This window comes from Brevibacterium sp. Mu109, from assembly GCF_900169375.1.
GTDB lineage: Bacteria > Actinomycetota > Actinomycetes > Actinomycetales > Brevibacteriaceae > Brevibacterium > Brevibacterium yomogidense_A.
The window spans coordinates 23883-45987 of the sequence record NZ_FXZF01000025.1 but is presented as its reverse complement, the minus strand read 5'-3'; the positions used below and the strand labels follow the sequence as shown (position 1 = coordinate 45987).

Genomic DNA, 22105 nt, shown 5'->3' with positions numbered 1-22105 from the left:
GACATACACCCCTTGACGGTGTAGTCCATGCCCCCGGCTGTTGACGCAGCGCGGGGGCCCTTACGTCACCCGACCCTACCCGGCAGACCGGCCCCGTCCATCGGCATCAAGATGGATACCCCTTTTCTCTTTCCGGGGAACGAGCGGTCGCTCAGCGGCCTCGGCGCAGAATCGATGTCTGATGGTGATGGTGCGGTCTGATCGCGCTGCGAGTTCGCTGATCTCGCAGGAACCGCTGACGCGATTCACAGTATTCGTCTTGTCCTGCGTTTGCTAGCAGTGAGCGGCGTTCGTGATGGTTTGAGAGAGGACTCACGAAAGTTACTTGTGGGTATCATTCATGGTCTCGTTCGGGCGATTCCCGTGCTGTGGGGCGGGGGCACCCCGAGTGACTATCCCTGCGACGATTCGTCGCGCAGCCGCGGTTCCACGCGCTTCTCAGGGTGGAACCCGGTCTTGTCCGAGTAGAACGCGCGGATCCGGTCCATGTCCGCCTTCACGTCACCAGTCAGCTCGATGGTCGGTCCCAGCCCCGTCGTCATCGTGGGGCGGTCGACGTATCCCAGGGTGACGGGCATGCCGGTCTCCCGGGCGATGCGGTAGAAGCCGGACTTCCAGTGCGTGTGCCCGGAGCGCGTGCCGTCCGGGGTGACGACCAGGCCGAACACCTTGCCCGCATGCACCTGCCGCACCACGTCCGTGACCACGCTGGTCGGGTTCGCGCGATCGACCGGCATCCCGCCCAGGCCGCGCATGATCGGACCGCGCCAGCCCGCGAAGAGGCTGTTCTTCCCCAACCACCGCACGTCGATCCCCAGTCGCCAGGCGATGCCCAGCATCAGGATGAAGTCCCAGTTCGAGGTGTGGGGTGCACCGATGAGGATCGTCGGCCGGTCGGGCGCCGGCTGCGTCGTCAGCTTCCAGGGGCTGAGGAACCAGAAGGCGCGGGATATGAGGCGTCTGAGCACGACATCACTGTAGAGCACCGCTCCCATGCCCTGCCGCCGGCGGCGGGGCTGACTGCTGTTGCAGATCAGCACCATGAAGTCCGCCGGTGTGCCGTGTGCCGTATGCGAGACTGATCGGCATGGGGAAGCCTCCGCGAAGCGCGGCTCTGGATCTGTGGCACCGGTGGGTCCTCACGTGCATGCGGCGCGCGTCCTTCGTCCGCGTGCGGAGCGGCGGAGCAGTCCCGGGGCCGCGTCGTCGCCCCCGACTCATCGTCTCGAGTCACCGCAACGGGGCGATCGACGGTGCGCTGGTCCAGTCGGCCTTCCCCCATGCGCAGTACCTCGTGTCGATGCAGCTGCTGCGCGGACCGCTCCGCCTGCTCTTCACCGGCATTCCCGTCATCCGGCAGCGCGACGTCGAACGCTATGGGATGGACCGTTCGAGTGTGAACGATCCGGTGAGCGCTGGCGTTGACCACCTGACCGCCGGCGGTGATCTGGTGATCTTCCCCGAAGGCACCAGCGAATGGCAGCACACGGCCGGCGCCTACCAGCGCGGTGCTGCGAAGATCGTCTGCCGCCTGCAGGAAGCGGGCGTCGACGTCGACGTCATCCCCGTGGGCCTGTTCTATCTGGCGCCGGAGCGGTTCGGCACGATGGCGGAACTGTGGTGCGGGCCCGACGTCGACCTGCCGCAGGACACGGACGGGCCACGCATCGAGAGGGAGAAGCGAGCGCACGCGATTCTCTCCGAGGCACTCGATGCGGTATCGGTGCACTGCCCGGATCCACAGACCTTCGACATCGTGCAGCGGCGGGCGACCGAGCGCGCACGAGCAGGGGAGTCGTTCGCCGCGTCATTCCTCGACGAGCAGGCCGCGGCGGTGCAGAGTGTGACCAGCGCGGACACGGTCGACGGTGGCCCGTCTGCCGGCTCGGCTGTCTCCGCGGAGCCGGTCACGGCCTCGGGCCCGGCCTCTGCCGCGACTGCGGCTCCGTCGCCGTGGCCTCGCCGCCTGGGGATCGCCCTCCACTGGCTGCTCGCGCCGGTCCTCCTCGCAGGCTGGCTCGCGGGGAAGAAGGCCGATGCACGGAACACCGTGTCGTTCTTCCGGAGCCTCGGCGGCAGTGCGGGGGTCGTCATATGGCTCCTCATCGTCGCGGCTGCTGCGGTCTGGGCTGTGCTCGCAGGTGCCGGTGCGACCGCAGGGGCGGTCGCGGGTGCCGGTCTCCTCAGCGCGGCGGCCGGCCGGCTGCTGCTGCGCGCTCGTCGCTGGCAGCCCGACACCGCACCTCTGGACACCGCACCGCTCGACACCGCACCGCTCGACTGACTCGCAGACCGCCCGCCCAGACGACTGATCGCTCGCCCAGCAGAGGAGACTCCATGTCCCGCATCATCGATTTCGCGCACGACGACGCCACGCGCCTGGACGTGTCCGGCGGCAAGGGCGCGAGCCTGGCGAAGTCCGCCCGCGAGCTGCCCGTCCCGCCCGGCATCATCGTCACCGCTGAGGCCTATGACGAGTTCCTCGTGCCCCTGCGGAAGCAGATCACGCAGATCGTGCGGGAGTCGTCGACGGAGGACGCGTCCGCCGCGATCCAGGAGCTCGTGATGACGACGGACTTCGATCCGGGCTGGATCGGTGACATCGAGGCGGCACTGGAGCGGCACGGTCTGTCGGACCACGCGGTTGCCGTCCGGTCCTCGGGCACGATGGAGGACCTGCCGGGCGCCGCGTTCGCCGGCCAGCACGATACGTTCCTGGGGGAGCGGGGCGCGGAATCCATCGCCCTCGCGGTCCGCCGCTGCTACGCCTCCCTGTGGAACGCGCACGCGATGAAGTACCGCGATCGGCTGGGACTCGACCACCTGCAGGCGTCGATGGCGGTCGTCGTCCAGCGCATGGTCGAGGTGGGCGCGCACGAGGCGGCAGGCGTCGCATTCTCGATCGACCCCGTGCGCGGCGACCTCACGACGGTGCTCGTGAATGCGGCGTTCGGCCTCGGCGAGACCGTGGTCGGCGGAGAAGCGGAGGTGGACGAGTACCTGCTCAGCCGCGACGGAGCGGAGGAGCGCGAAGTCCGTGTCGCCCACAAGCCCCAGGCCCTGATCGTCGTCGCCGACGGCGGGACGGAGGAGGTCGCGGTGGATGCCGCGCTCGCCGACCGCGCCGCGATCGAGCAGGCCGACCGCGCGGCCGTCGCCCAGCTGGCGGTGCGCGCGGAGGAGCACTTCGGCTTCCCGCAGGACATCGAATGGGCGATCACGGGCGGTGAGCTGTTCCTCCTGCAGTCCCGGCCGGTCACACGCGTGGCCGCCCGCTGGACGCGCGACGAATCCGCGGAGCGCTACCCGAATCCGGTCACGCCGCTCACCTGGGACCTCGTCGAGGCGGGCTTCCACCAGTCGCTCAACCACAGCTTCCAGCTCATGGGGCTGCCGCCGTTCGGCGACAAGTGGTTCGCGATGCGCGACAGCTTCATCTACGGCAACCAGACCGCGGTCGAGCTCTACGGCGGCCGCTTCCCCGTGGCCATGTTCCGCGATGCCGATGCCATCCGTGAGGCCCTGCCGGAGATCGCCCGCCGCTACGCGTGGGTGCAGGAGCTGCCGGTGCAGTGGATGCGCGACCTCGACACCTACCTCCTGGGCATCGGGCGTCTGACCCACGAGCCGCTTAACGACAAGGACGTCGCAGAGCTGTGGGACCACGTGCGGGAGATCAGCGACCTGGGCACCGACTACTTCCTGCCGAACATCGCGATCTCACTGACGCAGAGCACGCTGTACAAGGGTCTGCTCACGCTGCTGCAGATGGGGCTGCCCGCAGATCAGGCGCAGGGCGTCTTCGACCAGCTGCTCGCGCAGACGGACACGAAGACGGGGCAGGTGAACGACGAGCTGTGGGAGCTGTCGCGCACCATCCGGGCGACCCCGGGACTGCTCGAGTGGCTGGACGCGGTCCCATCGGCCGAAGGGCGCGTGGACGATCTTCGTGCGGAGTTCCCCGGGTTCATGCGCGACCTCGACGGGTTCCTGGCGCGGCACGGCCACCGGGAGCTGGACTTCGACGCCTACCACCCCACCTGGGTCGAGGCACCGCACATCGTCGTCAACCAGCTGCGCGTCCTGGCTCACCGCGAGGAGGAGGCGCAGGCGTCTCCCAACCAGCTGCGCGCCCAGCAGGCCGAGGTCGAACGCCGCGTCCTGGACGCGGTCCCCGACGACATGCGCTACTTCCTCCAGGAGGTCATCCGGCTGGCGCGCGCGTACACGGCGCTCGATGACCTCGAGCACTACCAGACCACCCGGCTCACCCTCCCGATGCGTCGCGCCCTGCGCGCTCTGGGGGCGCGGCTGGTGGAGCACGGTGCGCTGGAGAGCCGCGACGACGTGTACTTCCTGCACGTCGAAGGTGTGGAGACGGCTGTGCGGGACGGGTCGGCTGAGGCGCTGGCCGCCCTGCGGCCGCTGGCCGAGCGGCAGAAGGCGGTCTACGTCGCTGCGACCCGGTCCGATCCGGATTGGGTCTACGGACAGAGCGACACCGCCGAGGTCCCGACCGACGCGGATCTGCAGGGCACCGCGGGCAGCCCGGGCCAGACCGAGGCCGAGGTGTACGTCGTCCACAGTCCCGACGACTTCCCGCACTTCCCGGCCGGTGCGATCCTCGTGGCGCGCACGACGAACCCGGCGTGGACGGCGCTGTTCTACCAGGCCGCGGGCGTCATCACGGAGAGCGGCGGCGCGCTGTCGCACGGAGCGGTCACCGCGCGGGAACTGGGGATCCCCGCGGTCATGAGCGTGCGCGACGCGATGAAGAGGCTGGAGAACGGGCAGCGCGTCCGCCTCGACGGGACGCAGGGGACCGTGGTGCTCGTGTGAACGACGGTGGTGGTCGTGTGAGGGCGTCGATGGGGCTCGCGGGACGGGCCCCATCGTCACGTCGCGACACCGAGTGAGTGCAACCTGGCCCCGTATTCGTCGATTCGGGGCCAGGTTGCACTCACTCGATCATGGGGTGTGGGGAGACCTGCCCCGGGTGAGGTGGGAGCGCTGCTCGAGTGAGTGCAAATCGGTCCACTTCCAGCATGGTGTGGACCAGGTTGTACTCACTCGGTGCCGGTGCCGGTGCCGGGGCTGTGGCTGGGGTGGGGCCGGGTTGTACTCACTCGAGGCCGAGGCCGGGGCCGGGGCTGGCGGGCCGCTTGCTCAGTCCGGGGGAGGGTTCAGCTGCGCGGCGGCCGCTTCGCGGTGGGTCGGATCGCCTGTCTCCAGGGCGTAGAGGCCGTAGCCCACGGCGTTCGCGGAGAACATCTCCGTGCAGTGATCCGCGAGCCGCGGCCAGACGCGACCGCCGCGTTCGACGTACCGCGTCACCGTCTGTTCGAACGCAGTGGGTGACGCGGCGATGCAGTGGAACATGAAGTCCTTCGCCGGGTCGCCGATCGATGCGGTGGTCCAGTCGAGGACCGCGGTGATGTGGTCATCGGTGACGAGCGTGTGCGCGGGATAGACCTCCCCGTGGGTGAGCACGCTCCACGTCGGCCAGTAGCTGTCTTCACGCAGCCACGCAGCCCACCGGGAGGTGAGGTGGTCTGCGACGTCGAACTCCGCGGTGACCCGGGCGATGTCCTGTCGCCAATTCTCGCGCTCCTGCTCGGGGGTCCTGACCTCGATGCCGGAATCTGTGACTTCCGCCGGATCGATGCGGTGCAGCTCGACGAGGAAGTCGCCCAGACTCTCCGAGAACGCGTCGGAGGAGACATCGGTGTGCCACTGGGGTTCGCCCTGATCCGTCAGGGTGAGCCCGGGCTCACCGGGAAGCAGCAGATACGCGATGAGGTCCTGGGTGTGGATCAGCCAGTCCGGTACGGCTGCGGAGAGGTGCGGGGCGATCAGTCGCAGCACGCGACCCTCCACCCCCGCACGGTCGAGCACGTCAGGTCGCCGGGGGAGGCGCAGGACCCAGGCGTCGCCGTCGGAGGTCCGGGCGATCGCCACGCGGAAATCCAGCCCCATCTCGTTGACTGTGATCGTCGACGTATCGAGGTCGAGTCCGTGGTCCGCGGCGATGCGGCCCACGGTGTGCGGAAGGTCGGTCGGTGAGCCATCCATGCGTACCAGGCTCCCATACGCATTCCGACGATGTAAGGAGGAATGGCGGGTGGGATCAGGGAACGGGAGATCGCGTGCGCGAAGCTCTCGTCACACGCTCCAGGATGTGGTTCGGTGGACGGCAGGAAGGGGACGTCCATGAACGACGAACCGACATTCATCGTCACGACTGCTGATGATGCCGAATTCTGCGTGCAGTCCTTCGGAGAGGAGACCGCACCCACGCTCGTGCTGGTGGGAGAGCCCTGGCGCGGTTGATCCCGAGCGCGAGGATGCTGGAGCTCGCAGGGAGGGGGCACGAGCTTCCGCCGCGCTTCGTCTGGCCCGCCATCATCCACGAGCCCGCCGAGTGAGTGCAAACCGGCCCCCGTCGTGGTGATCGGGGGCCGGTTTGCACTCACTCGATGTGATTTTCGGGGTGGGGCACGTGAGCCCGCGGCGTGGAGTGCCCACCAACTCGGCGAGAGCGCTCGTCATCCGGCGAGGGCGCCGATCACTCGGCGAGCGTGCTGGTCACGTGGACTCGCGGCGTTGAGTGCCCGCCACGTGACGAGAGCGCCCAACACTCCGCGAGCGTGCCCGTCATTCGACTTCCGTCCGTGTCTCACGGGTCGTGGGACCGTGCGAGTTCTTGATGAAGAACGCGCCGATGAAGCCGACGCCCGCGACGATGGCGGCGACGAGGAACGAGATGTTCGCGCCGTGGATCGGACCGGCGGGTCCGTAGACCTCGGGGTCCCGTGCGGCTCCGACCATGACGGTGACGAGCACGGCCGTGCCCACGGACGCGGCGATCTGCCGCATCGTGTTGTTGAGCGCCGTGCCGTGCGGGATGAGCCGCGGCGGGAGCTGGTTCAGCGCCGCCGTCGTCACCGGCATGATGACCATCGCCGTACCCAGCATGCGCACGGTGTTCACCGCCGCGATGTAGAAGAACGTGGTGTCCACAGCGAGCATCGCGAGCATGGCGGTCGACCCGGCCAGCAGCGCGAAGCCGATGACCGACAGCCACTTGGCACCGACGGCGTCGAACACGCGCCCGGTGATCGGCGACATGACTCCCATGAGCACCGCGCCCGGGAGCAGGGCCAGTCCTGACTCCATCGCATTGAAGTCGCTCATGTTCTGCATGTACATCGGGATGATGAGCATCCCGCCGATCATTGCGATGAACACCAGCATGCCCAGCACGGTGTTGAGGGTGAACATGGGGTACTTCAGCACGCGCAGCTCGAGCATGGGCTCGTCGAGCTTCAGCTGGCGGAAGATGAACCAGATCAGGGCGATGACTCCGATGCCCAGGGGGACCAGGACCTCGGCGCTGGTCCAGCCGGCATCGCCGGCCCCGCCGAAGCCGAACAGCAGACCGCCGAACCCGAACGACGACAGGATGATCGACAGGATGTCCAGGCGCGGGTGCGTCCGTTCGGTGACGTTCCTGAGGATGAAGTAGGCGACCACCAGCGCGATGAAGGCGATCGGCAGCATCATGAAGAAGAGGATCTGCCAGGGGAGATGGTCGACGATCCAGCCGGAGAGGCTGGGGCCGATCGCGGGGGCGAACGAGATGACGAGCCCGAATGTGCCCATCGCTGTGCCGCGCTTCTCCACGGGGAAGATCGCGAACAGGATCGTCTGCATGAGCGGGATGATGAGACCGCCGCTCATGGCCTGGACGACGCGGCCCAGCAGCAGCACGGGGTAGACGGGTGCGAACGCGCAGATCAGCGTCCCGACGATGAAGAGCACCATCGCGGTGAGGAAGAGCGTGCGGGTCGTGAACTTCTGGATGAGGAACGCGGTGATGGGAATCATGATGCCGTTGACCAGCATGAAGATCGTGGTCACCCACTGCGCCTCGCTGGCGGTGATGCCGAAGTCGAGCATGAAGGCGGGCAGCGCCGTGTTCAGGAGCGTCTGGTTGAGGATGATGACGAACGCGCCGGACAGCAGCACGCCCATGACGACGTTGCGGTTCACCGGCGAGTGCTCCGGTGGCCCCGCCGTGTGCGAGTCACTCATGCGAGTTCCCTCCTGCCTGCGAGGCGGCGTCTGCGGCTCCGGCCGCTGCGGCTCCTGCGGCTCCTGCGTCTGACACGTCCGTGCGTGCGGTTCCCGCGTCGAGGGGCGTGTACGAGAGGAGGCCCTGCTCGAGCATGTCGAATGCGGAGACGAGCAGATCGCTCAGCTTCGACTCCTCGCTGGCGGTCCACCGCTGGATGGCGACCCGCAGGACGGATCCCGCCACCGCGGCCACGAGTGCGGGGCGCAGGTCCGACTCCTCGTCCGTGCCCAGGCGCTCTGCGACCGCGGCACGGAGCGACTGCTCCATCAGCGCGTGCTGACTCAGCTGGCGCGAGGTGAGGGTCGGATGCTGCTGCACCAGCCTCTGCCGTGCGCGTGTGCGATCGCGGTCCGTGTTCATGAGGGAGAAGAGGTCCTTCTCCGTGATGACCGCGCGGATCGCGTGGAGGGGAGACTCGTCTGCGGGCCGCGCGACGATCTCCGAGTGCAGCGCCTCAGCGGCGGCGTCCGCGTCCGTCACCAGCGCGTCCTCCTTGTGGGAGAAGTAGTTGAAGAACGTGCGCGGCGAGATGTCGGCACCGTGGGCGATCGCTTCCACGGTGAGCTCTTCGAGGCCGTGCTCCGTGGCGAGGTCCAATGCGACCCGACGGATCAGGCGTCGTGTCTCCAGCTTCTTGCGTTCGCGCAGGCTGATGTCCGGTGGTGTCTCGTGTGTAGTCATCTCGCAAATTACATTACGCGCATAATTGCACGGCCTGCAAGAATGGGGGTCGAGGTCACACGTGTGCGGCCCGCCGCCGGAGGTGACGGCCTTCCGCGACCCGCGGGGGCCTCGGCGCCGGGGTGCGGCCACAATGGGAGGGTGACGACCACGACCAGCCTTCCCGTGCAGCGACTCGACCGTGCCCTCGCGGGGCTGTCGCCGGGCTATTTCGCGCTCGTCATGGCGACGGGCATCGTGGCGGTCGGCCTGGACACCGTGGGCATCGAGTGGGCCTCGGCGATCCTGCTGGTGATCGCGGTCGTCGCGTATGCGGTGCTGGCCGCGCTCTATGCCCTGCGCTGGTTCCGCCATCGCGAGCGGGTGAAGGCGGACCAGCGCGACCCGGAGAAGACATTCGGCTACTTCACGATCGTGGCTGGCACGGGTGTGCTGTCGGTCGGCCTGCTGGAGACGCGGTTCGCGCCGGTGTCCATCGGCCTGGTGGTCGTGGCGGCTGCGGTGTGGCTGGTGCTCGGCTACATCCTGCCGTGGCAGGTCCTCATGGCGCGCGACGGCGAGCCGATCCTCGCGCGCACCAACGGCACATGGTTCATCTGGTCGGTGGGTTCGCAGTCAGTGGCCGTCGCGCTCGCCGCCGTGCTGCCGCTGGTCCCGCAGCACTCGCACCTCATCGGCACCCTCACGGTGATGTCGTGGTCCGTCGGCACGCTGCTCTACGCCGGCATCGCCGTGCTCGTGACGCTGCGCTTCGTCCACCACGGGGTGACGCCGGAGCAGTTCGAGCCGCCGTACTGGGTGGCGATGGGTGCGCTCGCGATCTCCGTCGTGGCAGGCGCCGGCATCGCGGACATGCCGTCGACGCCGATGATCGATGCCTCACGGTCGCTCGTCAGCGCGACGGTCGTGATCTTCTGGTGCTTCGCCGCGTGGCTCATCCCCATGTTCGCGGGCGCCGGGATCTGGCGGCACGTCGTCCACCGGGTGCCCCTGCGCTACACGCCCGCACTGTGGTCGATGGTCTTCCCGCTGGGGATGTTCGCGGTCGCGTCGCTCCAGCTGGGTCGGGTCGACCGCATCCCCGCGCTCGAGGCCGTGGGCACCGTCTTCCTGGGCGTCGCCGTGTGCGCGTGGCTGGCGGTGGCCGTGGGCTTCGTCGTCAGCAGCGTGCGGCGCGTCAGGGGCTGACGGTCACGGTTCAGGGGTCGACAGCTGCGTTTCAGAGGTTGACCGTCACGGTTCAGGGGTCGACGGTCACGGTTCACGAGCCGACCGTCACGCCTCAGAGATTGGTGGTCACGTCCGCTTCTTCGCGCAGTTCTGTGGCGAGGGCGTCAGTCGCCTCTGCCTCCTTCTGCTGCGTCACCTGATCCTCGAGCTGCGGCTTCATGTCCTCGAACGGGGGCATCTCCTGCGGCTGCTGGGCCTGCTGACCCTGCTGGGGCTGCTGCGCCATCTGCTCCTGCTGCGACTTCGCCTGGTCGTAGGCCTCCTGCAGCTCCTCCTCGCTCGCCTCGAACCCGCCGTTCTCGTCCTCGACGAGCTTGCCGACGGTCTCCTGCGAGGTGAGCTGCTCGCGGACCTCTTCCTCCGGCATGCCCTGCTGCTCCATGGCGGCGAGGAAGTCGTCGGCGCTCATCTGGTTCGTCTCGGCCGTCTCCGTGAGGGCCTCGTCGACCTGGGAATCGTCGACCTCGATGCCGCGGTCGGTGGCCTCCTGCTCGAGGAGCTCGACGCCGATGAGGCTGTCCAGCGTGTCGCTCTTCAGCTTGTCCTGATCGACTTCCTGGCCCGATGCCTGCGACTGCATCGCCATCTGCTGGAACTGGCTCTCGTAGACCCCGGTGAACTCGTCCTTCGTGATCTCCGTGCCGTTGACGTCTGCGACGACGTCGGGAATGCCTTCGAGGTCGGGTTCCGGTGCCGCGGGCTGCTCGCCTTCGGCCGCTGCGCCACCGGCTGCGGGGTCCTGCCCCTGTTCCGCGGCGGGAGTCTCCTGCCCTTCGGGGGCGGCCTCCGAGCCGCCGGAGCCGCCGCATGCCGCGACCGTCAGTGCGAAGCCGACCGCACCGATTCCCATGCCCATCGTTCGAAACTGCACGCGTACTCCTGACTGAAGACTGTTCGTCTGCGGTCGCCCGAGCGTGCGGGCGATGCTCGCTGGCCAACCCTCGACGGTACCGAAGCCGACTGACCGGCGCGCGTGCCCTGTCTGAGCGCGGGCTGGATCGTGCGGATTCCGCGGGGGTTGGGGCGTGGTCTGCGCGGTGCCGGCTGTGCGGTGCCGGCTGTGCATCACTGGTTGCGAGTGATCGGTCGGGCTGGTGAGTTGTGTCCGTGGCTCATGCGAGTGTTCGGTTATGAAAGCGAACACGAAATCCGCAGAGGCGGAACGCATTGTCCGGGACGCAGCGCTGGCGCTCATGACCCCAGAGATGGGGGAGTGCCTCGTCTGCTTCGTCGACCGTCAGCTGCGCAGCTTCGGCTGCGACAACACCCACCGCTTCACGCTGCAGTACCGGGACGCCTCCGCGCCTCGCGCGACCGCGATCGTCAAACGGCTCTCCCGGCTGGGTGCATGCTGCTGCGACTGCGAGATCTTCCTCAACGCCTACGAACCGGCGTTCGCGCTGTGGTCCAGGGACCGGTGGGTCGAGGACGCGCAGGGGGAGGCGACCTGCCTCGAGGGCGGTCCGCCGGACGTCATGCCCCCGTGCGCGGGTGTGCGGCGGGGCGCGGTGAACCCGTGCGGCAATTGGGAGCGTCCGCTCCGCGGATGGTGATGCCGGGGCTATCGCAATCGCTATGGCTGCCGCTGCCGCTGACCCTGGTGCTGATCAGGTGAGGCTCCGGGCGAAGTCGACGAGCGCATCGTGGCCCACCAGTTCGCCGGAGACCAGCGGCAGCTCGGTCAGCGGAACGTGGGGAAGCGCGGCCCTCACCCGGTGCAGCTGCGGCTCTTCGACGTCACGGCGCGCGCTCAGCAGCTCACCTGCGTCCGCGGGCGACCGGCGGTTGGCGACGAGCGCTGCGAGGGGGACGTGGAGATCCGTCAGCGAATCGGCGAGCTCCAGCGTCTCCGCCACGGGCATCCGCTCCGGAGTGAAGACGATGAGGAACCCCGTGCGCGCACGATCCGTCACGACCGCGCGCAGGTTCTCGAATCGGTCCCTGCGCCGGATGAGGGTGCGACGCAGCTCTGCATCCGCCGCCGTTGCGAGGTCTTCGCCGGAGGTGCCCGCAATGCTGCGCATCGCCGACGCGTACCGCTCGGAGCGATCACGGTTCTTCAGCAGCGATTCCGTCCACGTGGTGAGCTGACCCGGCAGCGAGAGGAGCCTGAGGGTGTGTCCGGACGGCGCGGTGTCGAAGATGACCAGGTCGTACTCGTCCATGCCCAGTGCAGCGGCGTCGGCCACTCGTTCGAGGACCGCGGCCTCGAAGCTGCCCGGAGCTTCGCGCGCCATCTCGAGATGACGCTCGGCGTGAGGACGCATGCGTTCGGGCAGCATCCGTCGCATCGTGCGCTCGACGGAGGCGAGGTGCCGATCCAGGGTGGCTCGCGGGTCGATCTCCATCCCCTCGACGGCGCCGCCGGCGGACGCATCCTCCGTGAAGGTCGCCAGTCGCACGGGATCATCGCCGACTTGGCGATCCCACAGGTGTCCCAGATTGTGGGCGGGGTCCGTGGAGACGACGAGCACTCGGGCGCCTTCGAGTGCCCGGGCAACGGCGACAGTCGAGGCGACGGTCGTCTTGCCGACCCCTCCCTTGCCTCCGACGAAGACGACGCGGAGTCCGCCGATTGCAGTCAGCAGCATGCGATGTGGTCCAGAGGTGAGTCGGGCATGCCCATGCGTCGGTGCCATGCGTGGAAGTCCTGATAGAGGCTGGGGAGGAACTCCGCCGTGTAGTAGGCGGCAGGGTCGGGGACACCCAGCGCCTCGCCCAGCACGATGAGGGTGAAGAAATCGTCCTCATCGCGCTTCTCGCGGGCGAACATCTGCCGGTACGGGCCCTTGTAGAACTCTTCCAGACCGTCACGGAACGCGGCCCAGCCCTGGGCGAGATCCCTCGCCCAGGGCCGGGCCGCGTTCGAACCGGTGCCGTCGGTCACTGATCAGACCTCTTCGCGCACCGCGACGAGCTTCTCGTCCTCATCGGCGTGCTCCGGCGGCTCCTTGGTCGCACGGATGATCGCTCTGATTCCTTCGATCGCCACGAGCACACTGCTCACGATGATGACGCAGTCGATGATGAACAGCAGCCAGTCCTGGCTTCCCGGTGCGGCGAAGCTGAAGAGCTGCTCGATCGCCGCCCAGAAGGACATGGTGAACACGAGCGCCAGCGGGATGAGCGCCGGCCACGGATTGCGCCGCTTCCGGATCAGCATGACTGCCAGGATCATGAGCGTGAGCGATGCCATCAGCTGATTGGTCGTGCCGAAGAGGGGCCAGATGCGCAGACCGCCTTCAGCGCCCAGGCCCTGCGAGAACGTGAGGCCCATGCCGAGCACCAGGACGACGCCGGTCGCGGCGTACTTGCCGACCTTGAGATTGACGCGCTCGCCCATCTCCTGGACGACGAACCGCATGAGGCGGAACCCGGTGTCCAGCGATGTCGCAGCGAACAGCACTGCCATCGTCGCAAGGACGGTGGCGCTCAGCGAAGCAGGCAGGCCGAGACCGGCCTCCATGAGCATGCCGCCGCCCTGGACGAACGACTGGATGCCGGCGTCGCCGAAGGCGCTGTAGAGCTCTTCCCACTCTGCGACGGTGCGCAGACCCGCAGAGATCGCGATGATCGTGCCGAGTGCCAGCAGGCCTTCGCCCACCGCACCGAAGTAGCCGACGAACCGCGAGTCGGTCTCCTTGTCGAGCTGCTTCGAGCTGGTGCCGGAGGACACCATGCCGTGGAAGCCGGAGATCGCGCCACAGGCGATCGTGACGAACAGCAGCGGAACGATGCTGGGTGTGCCGTCGGGAACATTCATGTTGATGGCCGGCGCGACGATCTCGTGCGCACCGTCGGAGACGAACATGCCGATGACGACGGCGCCGTAGAGGAGGGCCAGCCCGATGAAGAGCTGCACGCCGTTGATGTAGTCGCGCGGCTGCAGGAGCACCCACACCGGCAGCAGCGACGCGAACGCGCCGTAGACGAATAGCGTGAGGATCCAGAAGACGGTCGGCGTCATGCCGAGGAAGTTCTCCGGGATGACGACGGGGACCGCGTCGCCCAGCACGATGAGCGCATAGAGGGCGACGACGCCCACGATGGTGACGGGCAGCAGCGGCATGCGCAGGCGGTACACCGCCACGCCGACCAGCAGTGCGACGCCGATCGCGCCCCAGGTCGGGATGACCGCGGAGGGGGTGGAGATGAGGAGGTTGGTGATGACCACGGAGAACGCGGCGATCACCATGAGGAGGAGGATGAAGATGACGATGAGGAACAGTCCCGCTCCGCGCTTGCCGATGTAGCGGCCGGACAGCGAGCCGATGGACTGTCCCTTGTTCCGCACGGAGGCCCACAGGGCGCCGAAGTCGTGCATCCCTGCGAAGAAGACCGTGCCGATCGTCACCCAGAGGAATGCGGGGACCCAACCCCAGATGAGGGCGACGGCCGGGCCCACGATGGGGGCGGCGCCTGCGACTGAGGTGAAGTGGTGACCCCAGAGGACGAACTTGTTGGTGGGAACGTAGTCGACCCCGTCGCGCAGTTCGTGCGCGGGAGTGCGGAAGCTGTCGTTCAGCTGATACACGCGATTCGCGAGGTACTTCGAGTACACGAAGTACCCGAGTGCCAGGATCGCGAGGCCGATCGCCATGAGGAGGACGGGACTCATCCGGTGTGCCTTTCGTCGCTGCGTCGTTGCACAGACATGATCGTTGTCAAAGCGAGGTACTGCGGTAGTCTACCTACCTCATCGTTTCATGTGAACGACCTTGGCGATCGGTGTGAGCAGTGTCGGTCTGCCCTGGTGACCTACGCCTTCTTCTCCCGCGGTACGCGGCCCATGAGGTAGAACTCGGGGTTGGGCTGCATGCCGCCCACCAGCGCCATCCGGTTCGACAGGCCGAAGAATGCGGTGATCGCTGCGATGTCCCACGCGTCCTCATCGTCGAACCCGTGGGCCGCGAGAGCCTCGTGGTCCGCGTCGCTGATGGCAGCCGGCTCTTCCGTCACCTTCATTGCGAAGTCGAGCATCGCCCGCTGGCGGTCGGTGATGTCCGCATGCCGATGGTCGACGGCGACCTGATCTGCGACGTACGGGTCCTTCGACAGGATCCGCAGCACCGCGCCGTGGGCGACGACGCAGTACAGACAGCCGTTGGCCGCCGAGGTCGTCGTCACGATCATCTCCCGGTCCGCCTTCGTGAGGCCGCCGGTCTCCTTCTCCATGAGCGCGTCGTAGTACGCGAAGAACGCGCGGAACTCCGCCGGCCTCCGCGCCAGGCCCAGGAAGACGTTCGGGACGAACCCGGTCTTCTCCGCCACAGCGAGGATCTGCTCGCGGATGTCGTCAGGAACGTTCTCGATGTCCTCATACGGATAGCGCATGGCCCCACACTAGCGACCTGTGTCACACTCCGCCTCGCGGCGCGCTGGAGGCCCGGAGCTCTGAGGACGCCTCAGCCCGGCGCGCGGATCGCGCTACCGTGTAGCCATGAGCTCGCTGGCGATGAAACCCGACCTCGCTGCACTGGTCACCGCCGAAGGTGACGGTGGCACCGTGGACGTGCGCTGCCCGTTCGACGGCACACCCATCGGCACGCTCCCGCGGTCCTCTCGAGAGGATGTCGCAACGGGGTTCGACCGTGCCCGTGGAGCGCAGGAGCGCTGGGAGCGCACACCGATGCGTGACCGTGTCGCTGTCCTCACGCGCTTCCGCGATCTGGTGCTCGACCACAACTCCGAACTCCTCACCTGGATCCAGCGGGAGACCGGCAAGTCCCGAGCCAGCGCGTTCGAAGAGGTGACGGACGTGGCACTGTGGGCCGGGTATCTGGCCCACAGCGGCCCCGCAGCGCTGAAGGACCGTCGACGATCTGGAGCGATCCCGCTCCTCACCAGCACGGTCGAACGGCGGGTGCCCTACGGGGTCGTCGGCGTCATCACGCCGTGGAACTACCCGTTCACGCTTCCCGTGACGGACTCCCTGCCCGCGCTGCTGGCGGGCAATGCAGTGGTCCTCAAGCCGGATGACAAGACACCCCACACCGCGCTGTACGCGCTGTCGCTGCTCGAGGAGGCGGGCCTGCCGCCCGGTCTGCTCCAGATTGTCCTGGGGGACGGGCCCGAGGTCGGGGGAGAGGTCGTCGAGCACGCCGACCACATGGTGTTCACAGGGTCGACGGCGACGGGCCGGACCCTCGCGACCCGCTGCGCAGATCGGCTCATCGGATTCTCCGCAGAGCTGGGTGGGAAGAACCCGCTGCTCGTGCTGGAAGACGCGGATGTCGAACGGGCCGCCGTCGGCGCGGTGACCGCGTGCTTCTCGAACTCCGGGCAGCTGTGCATCAGCATGGAGCGCATCTACGTCCACGACTCCCAGTGGGACGCGTTCACGCATCGGTTCCTCGAGCACGTGAGCGCGATGGACGTCCGTGCGGGCCTGACCTGGGAGGCGGACATGGGGTCGCTCATCAGTGCACAGCAGCTGGAGACCGTCACCCGGCACGTCGACGATGCAGTTGCGCTGGGTGCGCGCGTCCTCGCGGGAGGACGGGCCCGCCCGGACCTCGGCCCCTATTTCTATGAGCCCACCGTGCTCACTGATGTGCAGGCTGGCATGGAGGCGCACAGTGGGGAGACGTTCGGACCTGTCGTGAGCCTCTACCGCGTCAGCAGCGACGACGAAGCGATCGCTGCGGCGAATGACACCCCGTACGGGCTCAACGCGAGTGTCTGGTCGAAGAGCGCGGCCCCCAGGTCGCTCGTCGCCTGCAGGCCGGGAGTGTGAATATCAACGAGGGGTACGCGGCGACGTGGGCCTCTCACGATGCTCCGATGGGCGGCGTGAAGGACTCCGGGCTGGGACGTCGTCACGGGACAGAGGGCATCCTCGGATACACGGAGTCGCAGACCATCGCCCAGCAGCGCCTCGTCCCCGTGTCCGGACCACCCGGGATGACACGTGAACGGTGGGCTTCGATCATGCACGCGGGGGTCCGCGTGCTCAGCCGGTTCAACTGAAACCGGTTCACTCAAGTCAGGTTCACCTACGACGCGAAGGACTCTCCATGCGGCATCCTCTTCCCGGGGCCACCTTCCTGGTCACCGGCGGCGGCAGCGGGATCGGACGCCTGCTCTCGCTGCGTTCGGCCGACGAAGGCGCCCACGTCGTCATCTGGGACCTGTCTGCCAGTGCCGGCGAGGCTGTCCGCGATGAGATCCGCGCACGCAGGGGCCACGCCGATTCCCATGAGATCGACGTGACCGACCGCCAGGCGGTGAAGACGACCGCCGAGGCCGTGGGCCCCGTCGACATCCTGGTGAACAACGCGGGGGTCGTGACCGGAAAGCGTCTGCTCGGGGCGATCATGAGGGTGTCGAGCGCCGCCGCGATGGTGGAAGGACGTCAGCAGCTCGTCATGCCGCGCATGGTGGGGGTCATCCCCGCGGCGCGCCTCCTGCCGGTGAAGCTGTTCGACCGTGTGATGAACCTCTTCGGCGTGAACGACACGATGGATGCCTTCACCGGGCGGAGACAAGAGGCAGTGGCGCCGACGGCTCAGATGCCCGTGAGCCGGGCCGCAGCGACAGCTGTTCAGAGAGGCTCGACCGTATGAACGAAGAGTCGTCGACGAGGCCCCGGCGAGGTTTCCGGTGGTGGCTGGCCGTGGGCGGGCAGACGATCGCGTGGGCAGTCGTCGTCATCTGCTTCCTGGCGATCGTCGCGACAGTCCTGGTGCCGCGAGTCATCGGTGCGGAGCCTTACACAGTGGTCTCCGGCTCGATGGAGCCTGAGATCCCGGTCGGTTCGATCGTCGTCGCGCAGGAAGTTTCCGATGGTCAGGTGCAGTTCGACGACGTCGTGACCTACCAACTCGAATCCGGCGAACCGCAGACGGTCACGCATCGTGTGATCGCCGTCGACATCGTCGAAGGAGAGGTCCGGTATCGGACGCAGGGGGATGCTAACGACTCGATCGATCCGGAGCCTGTCCGCGCCGAGCAGATCCGCGGCAAGGTGATCTATCACGTGCCGTACCTCGGCTACGTGGGCACCTGGCTGCCGATGGACGTCAGGCCGAAGCTGGCGGCGATCGCAGGGATCGGGCTGCTCGTCTACGCTGCGGTTCTGCTCCTGCGCAATGTGTTCAGCGGGCGAGAGAAGAAGGCTGCGCACTGACACTCGTTTCAACACGTTGGGTTTGTTGTATCCTGTGAGGGTTTGTAGCCTGCATACAGACCCGTCCAGTTCTCGTAGGACAAGCGCGGGCGTCTTGCTCCATCCCATACTGCGAAGGACTCACATGAAGAACGTGACCAAGGCCGCAATCGCCGGTGGCATCGGCGTCGCACTCCTCCTGGGCGGCGCTGGCACCGTCGCCTTCTGGACCGATAGCGCCGACGGTGGTGACGGGATCATCTCCGCCGGAACGCTCGATATCGGCACGGTCGCCGGTGGCGGCTGGGAGATCAGCCATGCTGGCAGCGGTGCGGGCGAGCCGACCGCGGCAGAGGCGTTCGACCCGGCGGCGGACCAGATCGTGCCGGGGGATATCCTCACCTACACGCAGTCGATCCCCGTCGAACTCCAGGGCGAGAACATCGCCGCAATCTTCAACGGTGACATCAGCATCACTCCGACGAGCGAGGCGGAAGCAGACACGGCTCTTGCCGACGCGATCACCGCTGAGGATCTGGCGGCGACTGAACTCACCGGCGCGGATGGTCTCACCCTCGAAGGCGACACGCTCACCGGTGAAGGAACCGGAAGCGTCGAGGTGACCACCACCATCACCTTCCCCTGGGGCGAGGAGTCCGAGTTCAACGCGGCCAAGCTCGGTTCGCTGGACTTCGCCGTCGACTACACGCTCACGCAGGCACCGAACAACTGATCTTCACCAGGAGTGTGCGGGCACAACGGAAACGCCGAGGGCCCGCACACTCATCGTTGTTCTGGGAGAGAGCTCGTCGTCGTTCGGAGACCACATGACTTCACGCAGTGCTGTGCTGACGGCCGTCGCCGCAGCCGGTGTCGCCGTCGTGCTGCTGGGAGGAACGGCGACGTATGCGGCGTGGAGTGAGACGGTCTCATCGGACACGACGTCCATCACCGCGGGCGAACTCACGGCAGAGATCGCTCAGAGCGGGCCGACGAGCGTACAGACGGGCACCACCAGCGGCGTCTACCGGTCGGGGAACAGCCAGGGCATCATCCCCGGGATGCAGGCACAGCGGTGGACCTACACGGTGAGCAATTCGACTGACTCGGCCGTGGACGCCGAGGCAACGCTGAGGCTCCGTGGTGGGGTGCGAAACGCAGACGATTATGCGGCTGCCCGAGGGTACCTGCGCGGAGAGGTCTCCGTGGAAGGTCGCGTGAGCACAGTGCCGCCGAGCAGCTTCGGCTCGGGAGGACTCAGTCACGACGTCGACCTGGGCACTCAGCTGGCGCCCGGTGAATCGGTCTCGGTCACGCTGACCGTGTCGATGCCGGCGACCGTGACGGATTCCCAGGGGCGCACGGTCGATGTCGCAGTCACACTGCAGAACCGGCGCAGTGCGAGCGCGTCCTCCCACCCGCTGTTCACGATGACGAACACCCTGCTTCTCGAACAGGCGGCGTCTCCATGACCCAACGCTTCGGACTCCCACTCGTCATGCTCCTCGCTCTGGCGCTGCTCGTGCCGACCACATTGACGGCTGCGTATCTCACTGCCGAACAGACCGCACAGCAGACAGTGGGAGGCGTTGGGCGGTGGTGTTCAGTGCCGACTCCAGAAAAGCAGTCGAACGTGTATCGCCTGAGTGCCATGCCGTACTACACGTCGTCCGAGTCGAGGATGGCGATCGTGCCGGTCGTCAACAACGGTGAGTACGGGCCTTCCGGCGGCGAGCGGCGCCTGGGCGTGAGGCTCTGGGCATGCGACGGCTCCAGGCTGTCATCCGGTTCTCAGGTCAAGATCACCGCCTGGCGCAACACTGGCAGCCGTGTCTCCAACAAGGTCTGGCTGCCGCGACACGGGAGTGGCTTCGCCGGACACCGTCTGAACCCGACTCAGGGATTCGGCGCGGAGATCGTCCGACTGCACCGTGAGGGGAGTACCAGTCTGGGCAAAGCCACTTTGATCCTGAGCGACAGGTCGAAGTACTCGTGGCTCGTCGCCTCCGGCCGATCGAAGAACTTGCGCGATGCACGGCCTGATTGTGCCATCCTGTGTCCGATCGCTATCGACCCGGTTCCGACGTTCACGGACGCCTTCAACTCCGACACCGGTACGAGCCGCACACCGAGCAACTCAGTCGAGTACCTGGCAAGCGGCTACTGGAGCGGCGCGGGCTCGTTCTCGTCCGGCACGCCGAACCCGGTGAACCTCGCAGCTTACTCCGGACCGCAGGCTCCGTTCGGCAACAATCAGGGCCCCACCAGCACCGACGGGCGTCAGATTCAGTGGGTCATCATGGAGTCGTGGGGAACCACCGCGCCCTCTGAAGACATGGTCGTCGAGGTGTTCCTCCGATGAGCCGTGGGCGTCCGCTCATCCCACCGGCACTCGTTGCCCCGATCCTCGCTCTCTGCTTCGTGGCCGCGCCGACATCGGTCTTCGCGCAAGGTCGCATCACCGTCGAGGATTCCGCTGGAGGGCCTCCCGGCGACCATTTCACCAACCTCACGATGGTGCCCGGCGACACGAACAGCTCCACGATCGTGGTGTCGCAGAACACGGGCAGTGCGGCAAAGGTAGGCGTGCGCTTTGAACCGGAGTCGGAACCGAATGCTCTCCACGAGGAGGCGGAGCTCTCAGTCGAGGGACTCGGCGAGACGGCCACAGCATCGCTTGGCGAAATGCTCGACTCCGACTCCCCGATCTGGCTGGGCGTCCTGCCTTCCGACGAGGAGGCCGACCTCCACTTCGTCGTGCATCTGCCGGACGAGGCGGGCAATGACACCAAGCAGAAGCAGGCCGGATTCAAAGTGATCGTGACGGCACAGGCCGACGTGCCGGACGGCACCCCGCCTCCCGAGTCGCCGGGGCCCAGCCCCACCGAGACAGACGACTCTCGCGACCCGTCTCCCAGTCCGGATCCAAGCACAAGCTCGGATCCAGACCCGAGCGAAGAGCCCAGACCAGATCCTGACCCCGACGGGGACCTGCCGCGCACTGGCCCCGATATCTTCCTGCTGATCCTTGTCGCCGCGACTCTCACAGCCCTCGGTGCCCTGGCGGTGCGGGCTGCTCGAAGACGAAGCTGATGGCTGTCCTTTCCAGAGGATCAGAGCATGATCTCTGCGACATATCCGAAGTGACTGTCAGATGAATTCCGAAGGAAGCCGCGCGGTGTGTACGCTTTCACGCATGAGAATCACTACCGGCGAAGACACCACGTATCTGATCGCGCAGGCTGCCGACGCGATCGAACAGCTGGTGCGGGACACCCCGGACGCAGTCCTGGGGATCGCGACGGGGTCCTCGCCGGAACCGCTCTATGCGGAGATCACCGCACGCGTGGCGAAGGGTCTCGACCTCAGCCGCCTGCGAATCACCTGCCTCGACGAATACGTGGGCCTGGCACCCAGCCACCCGCAGAGCTACCGTCGCTACATCTCAGAGCACGTGCTGGAGCCGTGGGGCATCGATGCGAACGCAGCGGTCCTGCCGACCGGTGACGCGGATGACCCGGACGCCGCGGCAGCGGACTTCGAGCAGCGCATCCTCGCGCTGGGTGGCGTAGACCTGCAGATCCTCGGCCTGGGACCCAACGGCCACATCGCCTTCAACGAGCCGGGCTCCTCCTTCGCTTCTCGCACGCGGGTCGTCGACCTGACCCCCAGCACCCGCGAGGCGAACTCCCGCTTCTTCGACAGCGAAGCAGATGTGCCGACCCGCGCGATCTCGCAGGGCATCGGCACGATCCTCGAATCGCGGCATGCGCTCCTGCTCGCGTTCGGTGAGGGCAAGGCCCCCGCCATCCGCGCGATGATCGAAGGCGCCACCACAGAGGACGTCCCGGCGAGTGCCCTGCAGGACCACGCAGACGTCGACGTCTACCTGGACGACGCGGCGGCGTCTCTTCTCGGTCGCAGCTGACTCACGTGTGCGTGGGGCTCAC

Annotated in this window: 20 protein-coding genes and 1 pseudogene; 12 read left to right on the top strand and 9 right to left on the bottom strand. The window is 67.3% G+C overall.

What is annotated here, in order from left to right; all coding sequences use genetic code 11:
• Window positions 1–392: 392 nt before the first annotated feature.
• Window positions 393–968, bottom strand: coding sequence for a 1-acyl-sn-glycerol-3-phosphate acyltransferase (locus BSP109_RS13705; protein WP_101601351.1), 576 nt, complete (start codon window positions 966–968; stop codon window positions 393–395).
• A 119-nt stretch (window positions 969–1087) separates the two neighbouring features.
• On the opposite strand from BSP109_RS13705, the gene BSP109_RS13700 reads away from it, so the two are divergent.
• Both BSP109_RS13700 and BSP109_RS13695 read left to right on the top strand, forming a co-directional pair.
• Window positions 1088–2284 carry a glycerol acyltransferase gene (locus BSP109_RS13700; protein WP_101601343.1) on the top strand — a complete coding sequence of 399 codons (1197 nt, stop codon included), beginning with the start codon at window positions 1088–1090 and terminating at the stop codon, window positions 2282–2284.
• Between the two features lie 53 nt (window positions 2285–2337).
• On the top strand, window positions 2338–4839 hold the full coding sequence (locus BSP109_RS13695) for a PEP/pyruvate-binding domain-containing protein (protein ID WP_101601341.1): 2502 nt from the start codon (window positions 2338–2340) through the stop codon (window positions 4837–4839).
• 327 nt (window positions 4840–5166) lie between these two features.
• On the opposite strand, the gene BSP109_RS13690 is transcribed toward BSP109_RS13695, so the two are convergent.
• The 3 genes from BSP109_RS13690 to BSP109_RS13680 form a co-directional block, all read right to left on the bottom strand.
• Window positions 5167–6072, bottom strand: coding sequence for a macrolide 2'-phosphotransferase (locus BSP109_RS13690; protein WP_101601339.1), 906 nt, complete (start codon window positions 6070–6072; stop codon window positions 5167–5169).
• Between the two features lie 582 nt (window positions 6073–6654).
• A complete protein-coding gene (locus tag BSP109_RS13685) occupies window positions 6655–8094 on the bottom strand; it encodes an MDR family MFS transporter (protein ID WP_101601337.1) in 1440 nt (479 codons plus the stop codon).
• Complete coding sequence (locus tag BSP109_RS13680) at window positions 8087–8818, bottom strand: TetR/AcrR family transcriptional regulator (RefSeq protein ID WP_101601335.1); 732 nt, start codon at window positions 8816–8818, stop codon at window positions 8087–8089. Before BSP109_RS13680 ends, BSP109_RS13685 begins: the two co-directional genes overlap by 8 nt.
• A 141-nt stretch (window positions 8819–8959) precedes the next feature.
• Here BSP109_RS13680 and BSP109_RS13675 point away from each other — a divergent pair, with 141 nt between their 5' ends.
• The gene (locus BSP109_RS13675) at window positions 8960–10006 is read left to right on the top strand and encodes a tellurite resistance/C4-dicarboxylate transporter family protein (RefSeq protein ID WP_257944697.1); all 1047 of its coding nucleotides are present in this window, start codon (window positions 8960–8962) and stop codon (window positions 10004–10006) included.
• 94 nt (window positions 10007–10100) lie between these two features.
• Here BSP109_RS13675 and BSP109_RS13670 read toward each other — a convergent pair whose 3' ends face one another.
• The gene (locus BSP109_RS13670; RefSeq protein WP_256970189.1) at window positions 10101–10919 is read right to left on the bottom strand and encodes a SurA N-terminal domain-containing protein; all 819 of its coding nucleotides are present in this window, start codon (window positions 10917–10919) and stop codon (window positions 10101–10103) included.
• 259 nt (window positions 10920–11178) lie between these two features.
• On the opposite strand from BSP109_RS13670, the gene BSP109_RS13665 reads away from it, so the two are divergent.
• Window positions 11179–11601: a DUF2695 domain-containing protein gene (locus tag BSP109_RS13665; RefSeq protein WP_087004603.1), complete on the top strand. Its 423-nt coding sequence runs from the start codon at window positions 11179–11181 to the stop codon at window positions 11599–11601.
• Between the two features lie 54 nt (window positions 11602–11655).
• On the opposite strand, the gene BSP109_RS13660 is transcribed toward BSP109_RS13665, so the two are convergent.
• The 4 genes from BSP109_RS13660 to BSP109_RS13645 form a co-directional block, all read right to left on the bottom strand.
• Window positions 11656–12639, bottom strand: coding sequence for an ArsA family ATPase (locus BSP109_RS13660; RefSeq protein ID WP_101601331.1), 984 nt, complete (start codon window positions 12637–12639; stop codon window positions 11656–11658).
• The gene (locus BSP109_RS13655; RefSeq protein ID WP_219618559.1) at window positions 12630–12935 is read right to left on the bottom strand and encodes a cory-CC-star protein; all 306 of its coding nucleotides are present in this window, start codon (window positions 12933–12935) and stop codon (window positions 12630–12632) included. The genes BSP109_RS13660 and BSP109_RS13655 overlap by 10 nt, the downstream gene beginning before the upstream one ends.
• A 3-nt stretch (window positions 12936–12938) precedes the next feature.
• Window positions 12939–14666 carry a carbon starvation protein A gene (locus BSP109_RS13650; RefSeq protein ID WP_101601330.1) on the bottom strand — a complete coding sequence of 576 codons (1728 nt, stop codon included), beginning with the start codon at window positions 14664–14666 and terminating at the stop codon, window positions 12939–12941.
• 140 nt (window positions 14667–14806) lie between these two features.
• The gene (locus BSP109_RS13645) at window positions 14807–15382 is read right to left on the bottom strand and encodes a peroxidase-related enzyme (RefSeq protein WP_087004594.1); all 576 of its coding nucleotides are present in this window, start codon (window positions 15380–15382) and stop codon (window positions 14807–14809) included.
• Between the two features lie 106 nt (window positions 15383–15488).
• Between BSP109_RS13645 and BSP109_RS13640 the strand changes: the two are divergent.
• From BSP109_RS13640 to BSP109_RS13605, 8 genes and pseudogenes are all read left to right on the top strand, one after another.
• Window positions 15489–17017: pseudogene (locus tag BSP109_RS13640) on the top strand (succinic semialdehyde dehydrogenase).
• A 47-nt stretch (window positions 17018–17064) separates the two neighbouring features.
• Window positions 17065–17613 (top strand): SDR family NAD(P)-dependent oxidoreductase, encoded by a 549-nt coding sequence (locus tag BSP109_RS13635; protein WP_101601329.1) that lies wholly within the window; start codon window positions 17065–17067, stop codon window positions 17611–17613.
• Window positions 17610–18176, top strand: coding sequence for a signal peptidase I (locus BSP109_RS13630; RefSeq protein WP_101601328.1), 567 nt, complete (start codon window positions 17610–17612; stop codon window positions 18174–18176). The genes BSP109_RS13635 and BSP109_RS13630 overlap by 4 nt, the downstream gene beginning before the upstream one ends.
• A gap of 124 nt (window positions 18177–18300) precedes the next feature.
• Window positions 18301–18888, top strand: a complete 588-nt coding sequence (locus tag BSP109_RS13625) for an alternate-type signal peptide domain-containing protein (protein WP_180959744.1) — start codon at window positions 18301–18303, stop codon at window positions 18886–18888.
• A 94-nt stretch (window positions 18889–18982) separates the two neighbouring features.
• A complete protein-coding gene (locus BSP109_RS13620) occupies window positions 18983–19627 on the top strand; it encodes a SipW-dependent-type signal peptide-containing protein (protein WP_101601325.1) in 645 nt (214 codons plus the stop codon).
• Complete coding sequence (locus tag BSP109_RS13615) at window positions 19624–20517, top strand: hypothetical protein (protein WP_146001165.1); 894 nt, start codon at window positions 19624–19626, stop codon at window positions 20515–20517. Before BSP109_RS13620 ends, BSP109_RS13615 begins: the two co-directional genes overlap by 4 nt.
• Window positions 20514–21248, top strand: coding sequence for a hypothetical protein (locus BSP109_RS13610; RefSeq protein WP_101601322.1), 735 nt, complete (start codon window positions 20514–20516; stop codon window positions 21246–21248). The genes BSP109_RS13615 and BSP109_RS13610 overlap by 4 nt, the downstream gene beginning before the upstream one ends.
• Window positions 21249–21351: 103 nt before the next feature.
• The gene (locus tag BSP109_RS13605) at window positions 21352–22083 is read left to right on the top strand and encodes a glucosamine-6-phosphate deaminase (RefSeq protein WP_101601320.1); all 732 of its coding nucleotides are present in this window, start codon (window positions 21352–21354) and stop codon (window positions 22081–22083) included.
• Window positions 22084–22105: the final 22 nt, after the last annotated feature.

Coding starts and splice junctions, on each gene's coding strand:
- BSP109_RS13635 (WP_101601329.1), top strand. CDS start 17,065: ATGCGGCATCCTCTTCCCGGGGCCACCTTCCTGGTCACCGGCGGCGGC.
- BSP109_RS13695 (WP_101601341.1), top strand. CDS start 2,338: ATGTCCCGCATCATCGATTTCGCGCACGACGACGCCACGCGCCTGGAC.
- BSP109_RS13650 (WP_101601330.1), bottom strand. CDS start 14,666: ATGAGTCCCGTCCTCCTCATGGCGATCGGCCTCGCGATCCTGGCACTC.
- BSP109_RS13700 (WP_101601343.1), top strand. CDS start 1,088: ATGGGGAAGCCTCCGCGAAGCGCGGCTCTGGATCTGTGGCACCGGTGG.
- BSP109_RS13665 (WP_087004603.1), top strand. CDS start 11,179: ATGAAAGCGAACACGAAATCCGCAGAGGCGGAACGCATTGTCCGGGAC.
- BSP109_RS13685 (WP_101601337.1), bottom strand. CDS start 8,094: ATGAGTGACTCGCACACGGCGGGGCCACCGGAGCACTCGCCGGTGAAC.
- BSP109_RS13605 (WP_101601320.1), top strand. CDS start 21,352: ATGAGAATCACTACCGGCGAAGACACCACGTATCTGATCGCGCAGGCT.
- BSP109_RS13645 (WP_087004594.1), bottom strand. CDS start 15,382: ATGCGCTATCCGTATGAGGACATCGAGAACGTTCCTGACGACATCCGC.
- BSP109_RS13630 (WP_101601328.1), top strand. CDS start 17,610: ATGAACGAAGAGTCGTCGACGAGGCCCCGGCGAGGTTTCCGGTGGTGG.
- BSP109_RS13615 (WP_146001165.1), top strand. CDS start 19,624: ATGACCCAACGCTTCGGACTCCCACTCGTCATGCTCCTCGCTCTGGCG.
- BSP109_RS13660 (WP_101601331.1), bottom strand. CDS start 12,639: ATGCTGCTGACTGCAATCGGCGGACTCCGCGTCGTCTTCGTCGGAGGC.
- BSP109_RS13610 (WP_101601322.1), top strand. CDS start 20,514: ATGAGCCGTGGGCGTCCGCTCATCCCACCGGCACTCGTTGCCCCGATC.
- BSP109_RS13680 (WP_101601335.1), bottom strand. CDS start 8,818: ATGACTACACACGAGACACCACCGGACATCAGCCTGCGCGAACGCAAG.
- BSP109_RS13625 (WP_180959744.1), top strand. CDS start 18,301: ATGAAGAACGTGACCAAGGCCGCAATCGCCGGTGGCATCGGCGTCGCA.
- BSP109_RS13690 (WP_101601339.1), bottom strand. CDS start 6,072: ATGGATGGCTCACCGACCGACCTTCCGCACACCGTGGGCCGCATCGCC.
- BSP109_RS13620 (WP_101601325.1), top strand. CDS start 18,983: ATGACTTCACGCAGTGCTGTGCTGACGGCCGTCGCCGCAGCCGGTGTC.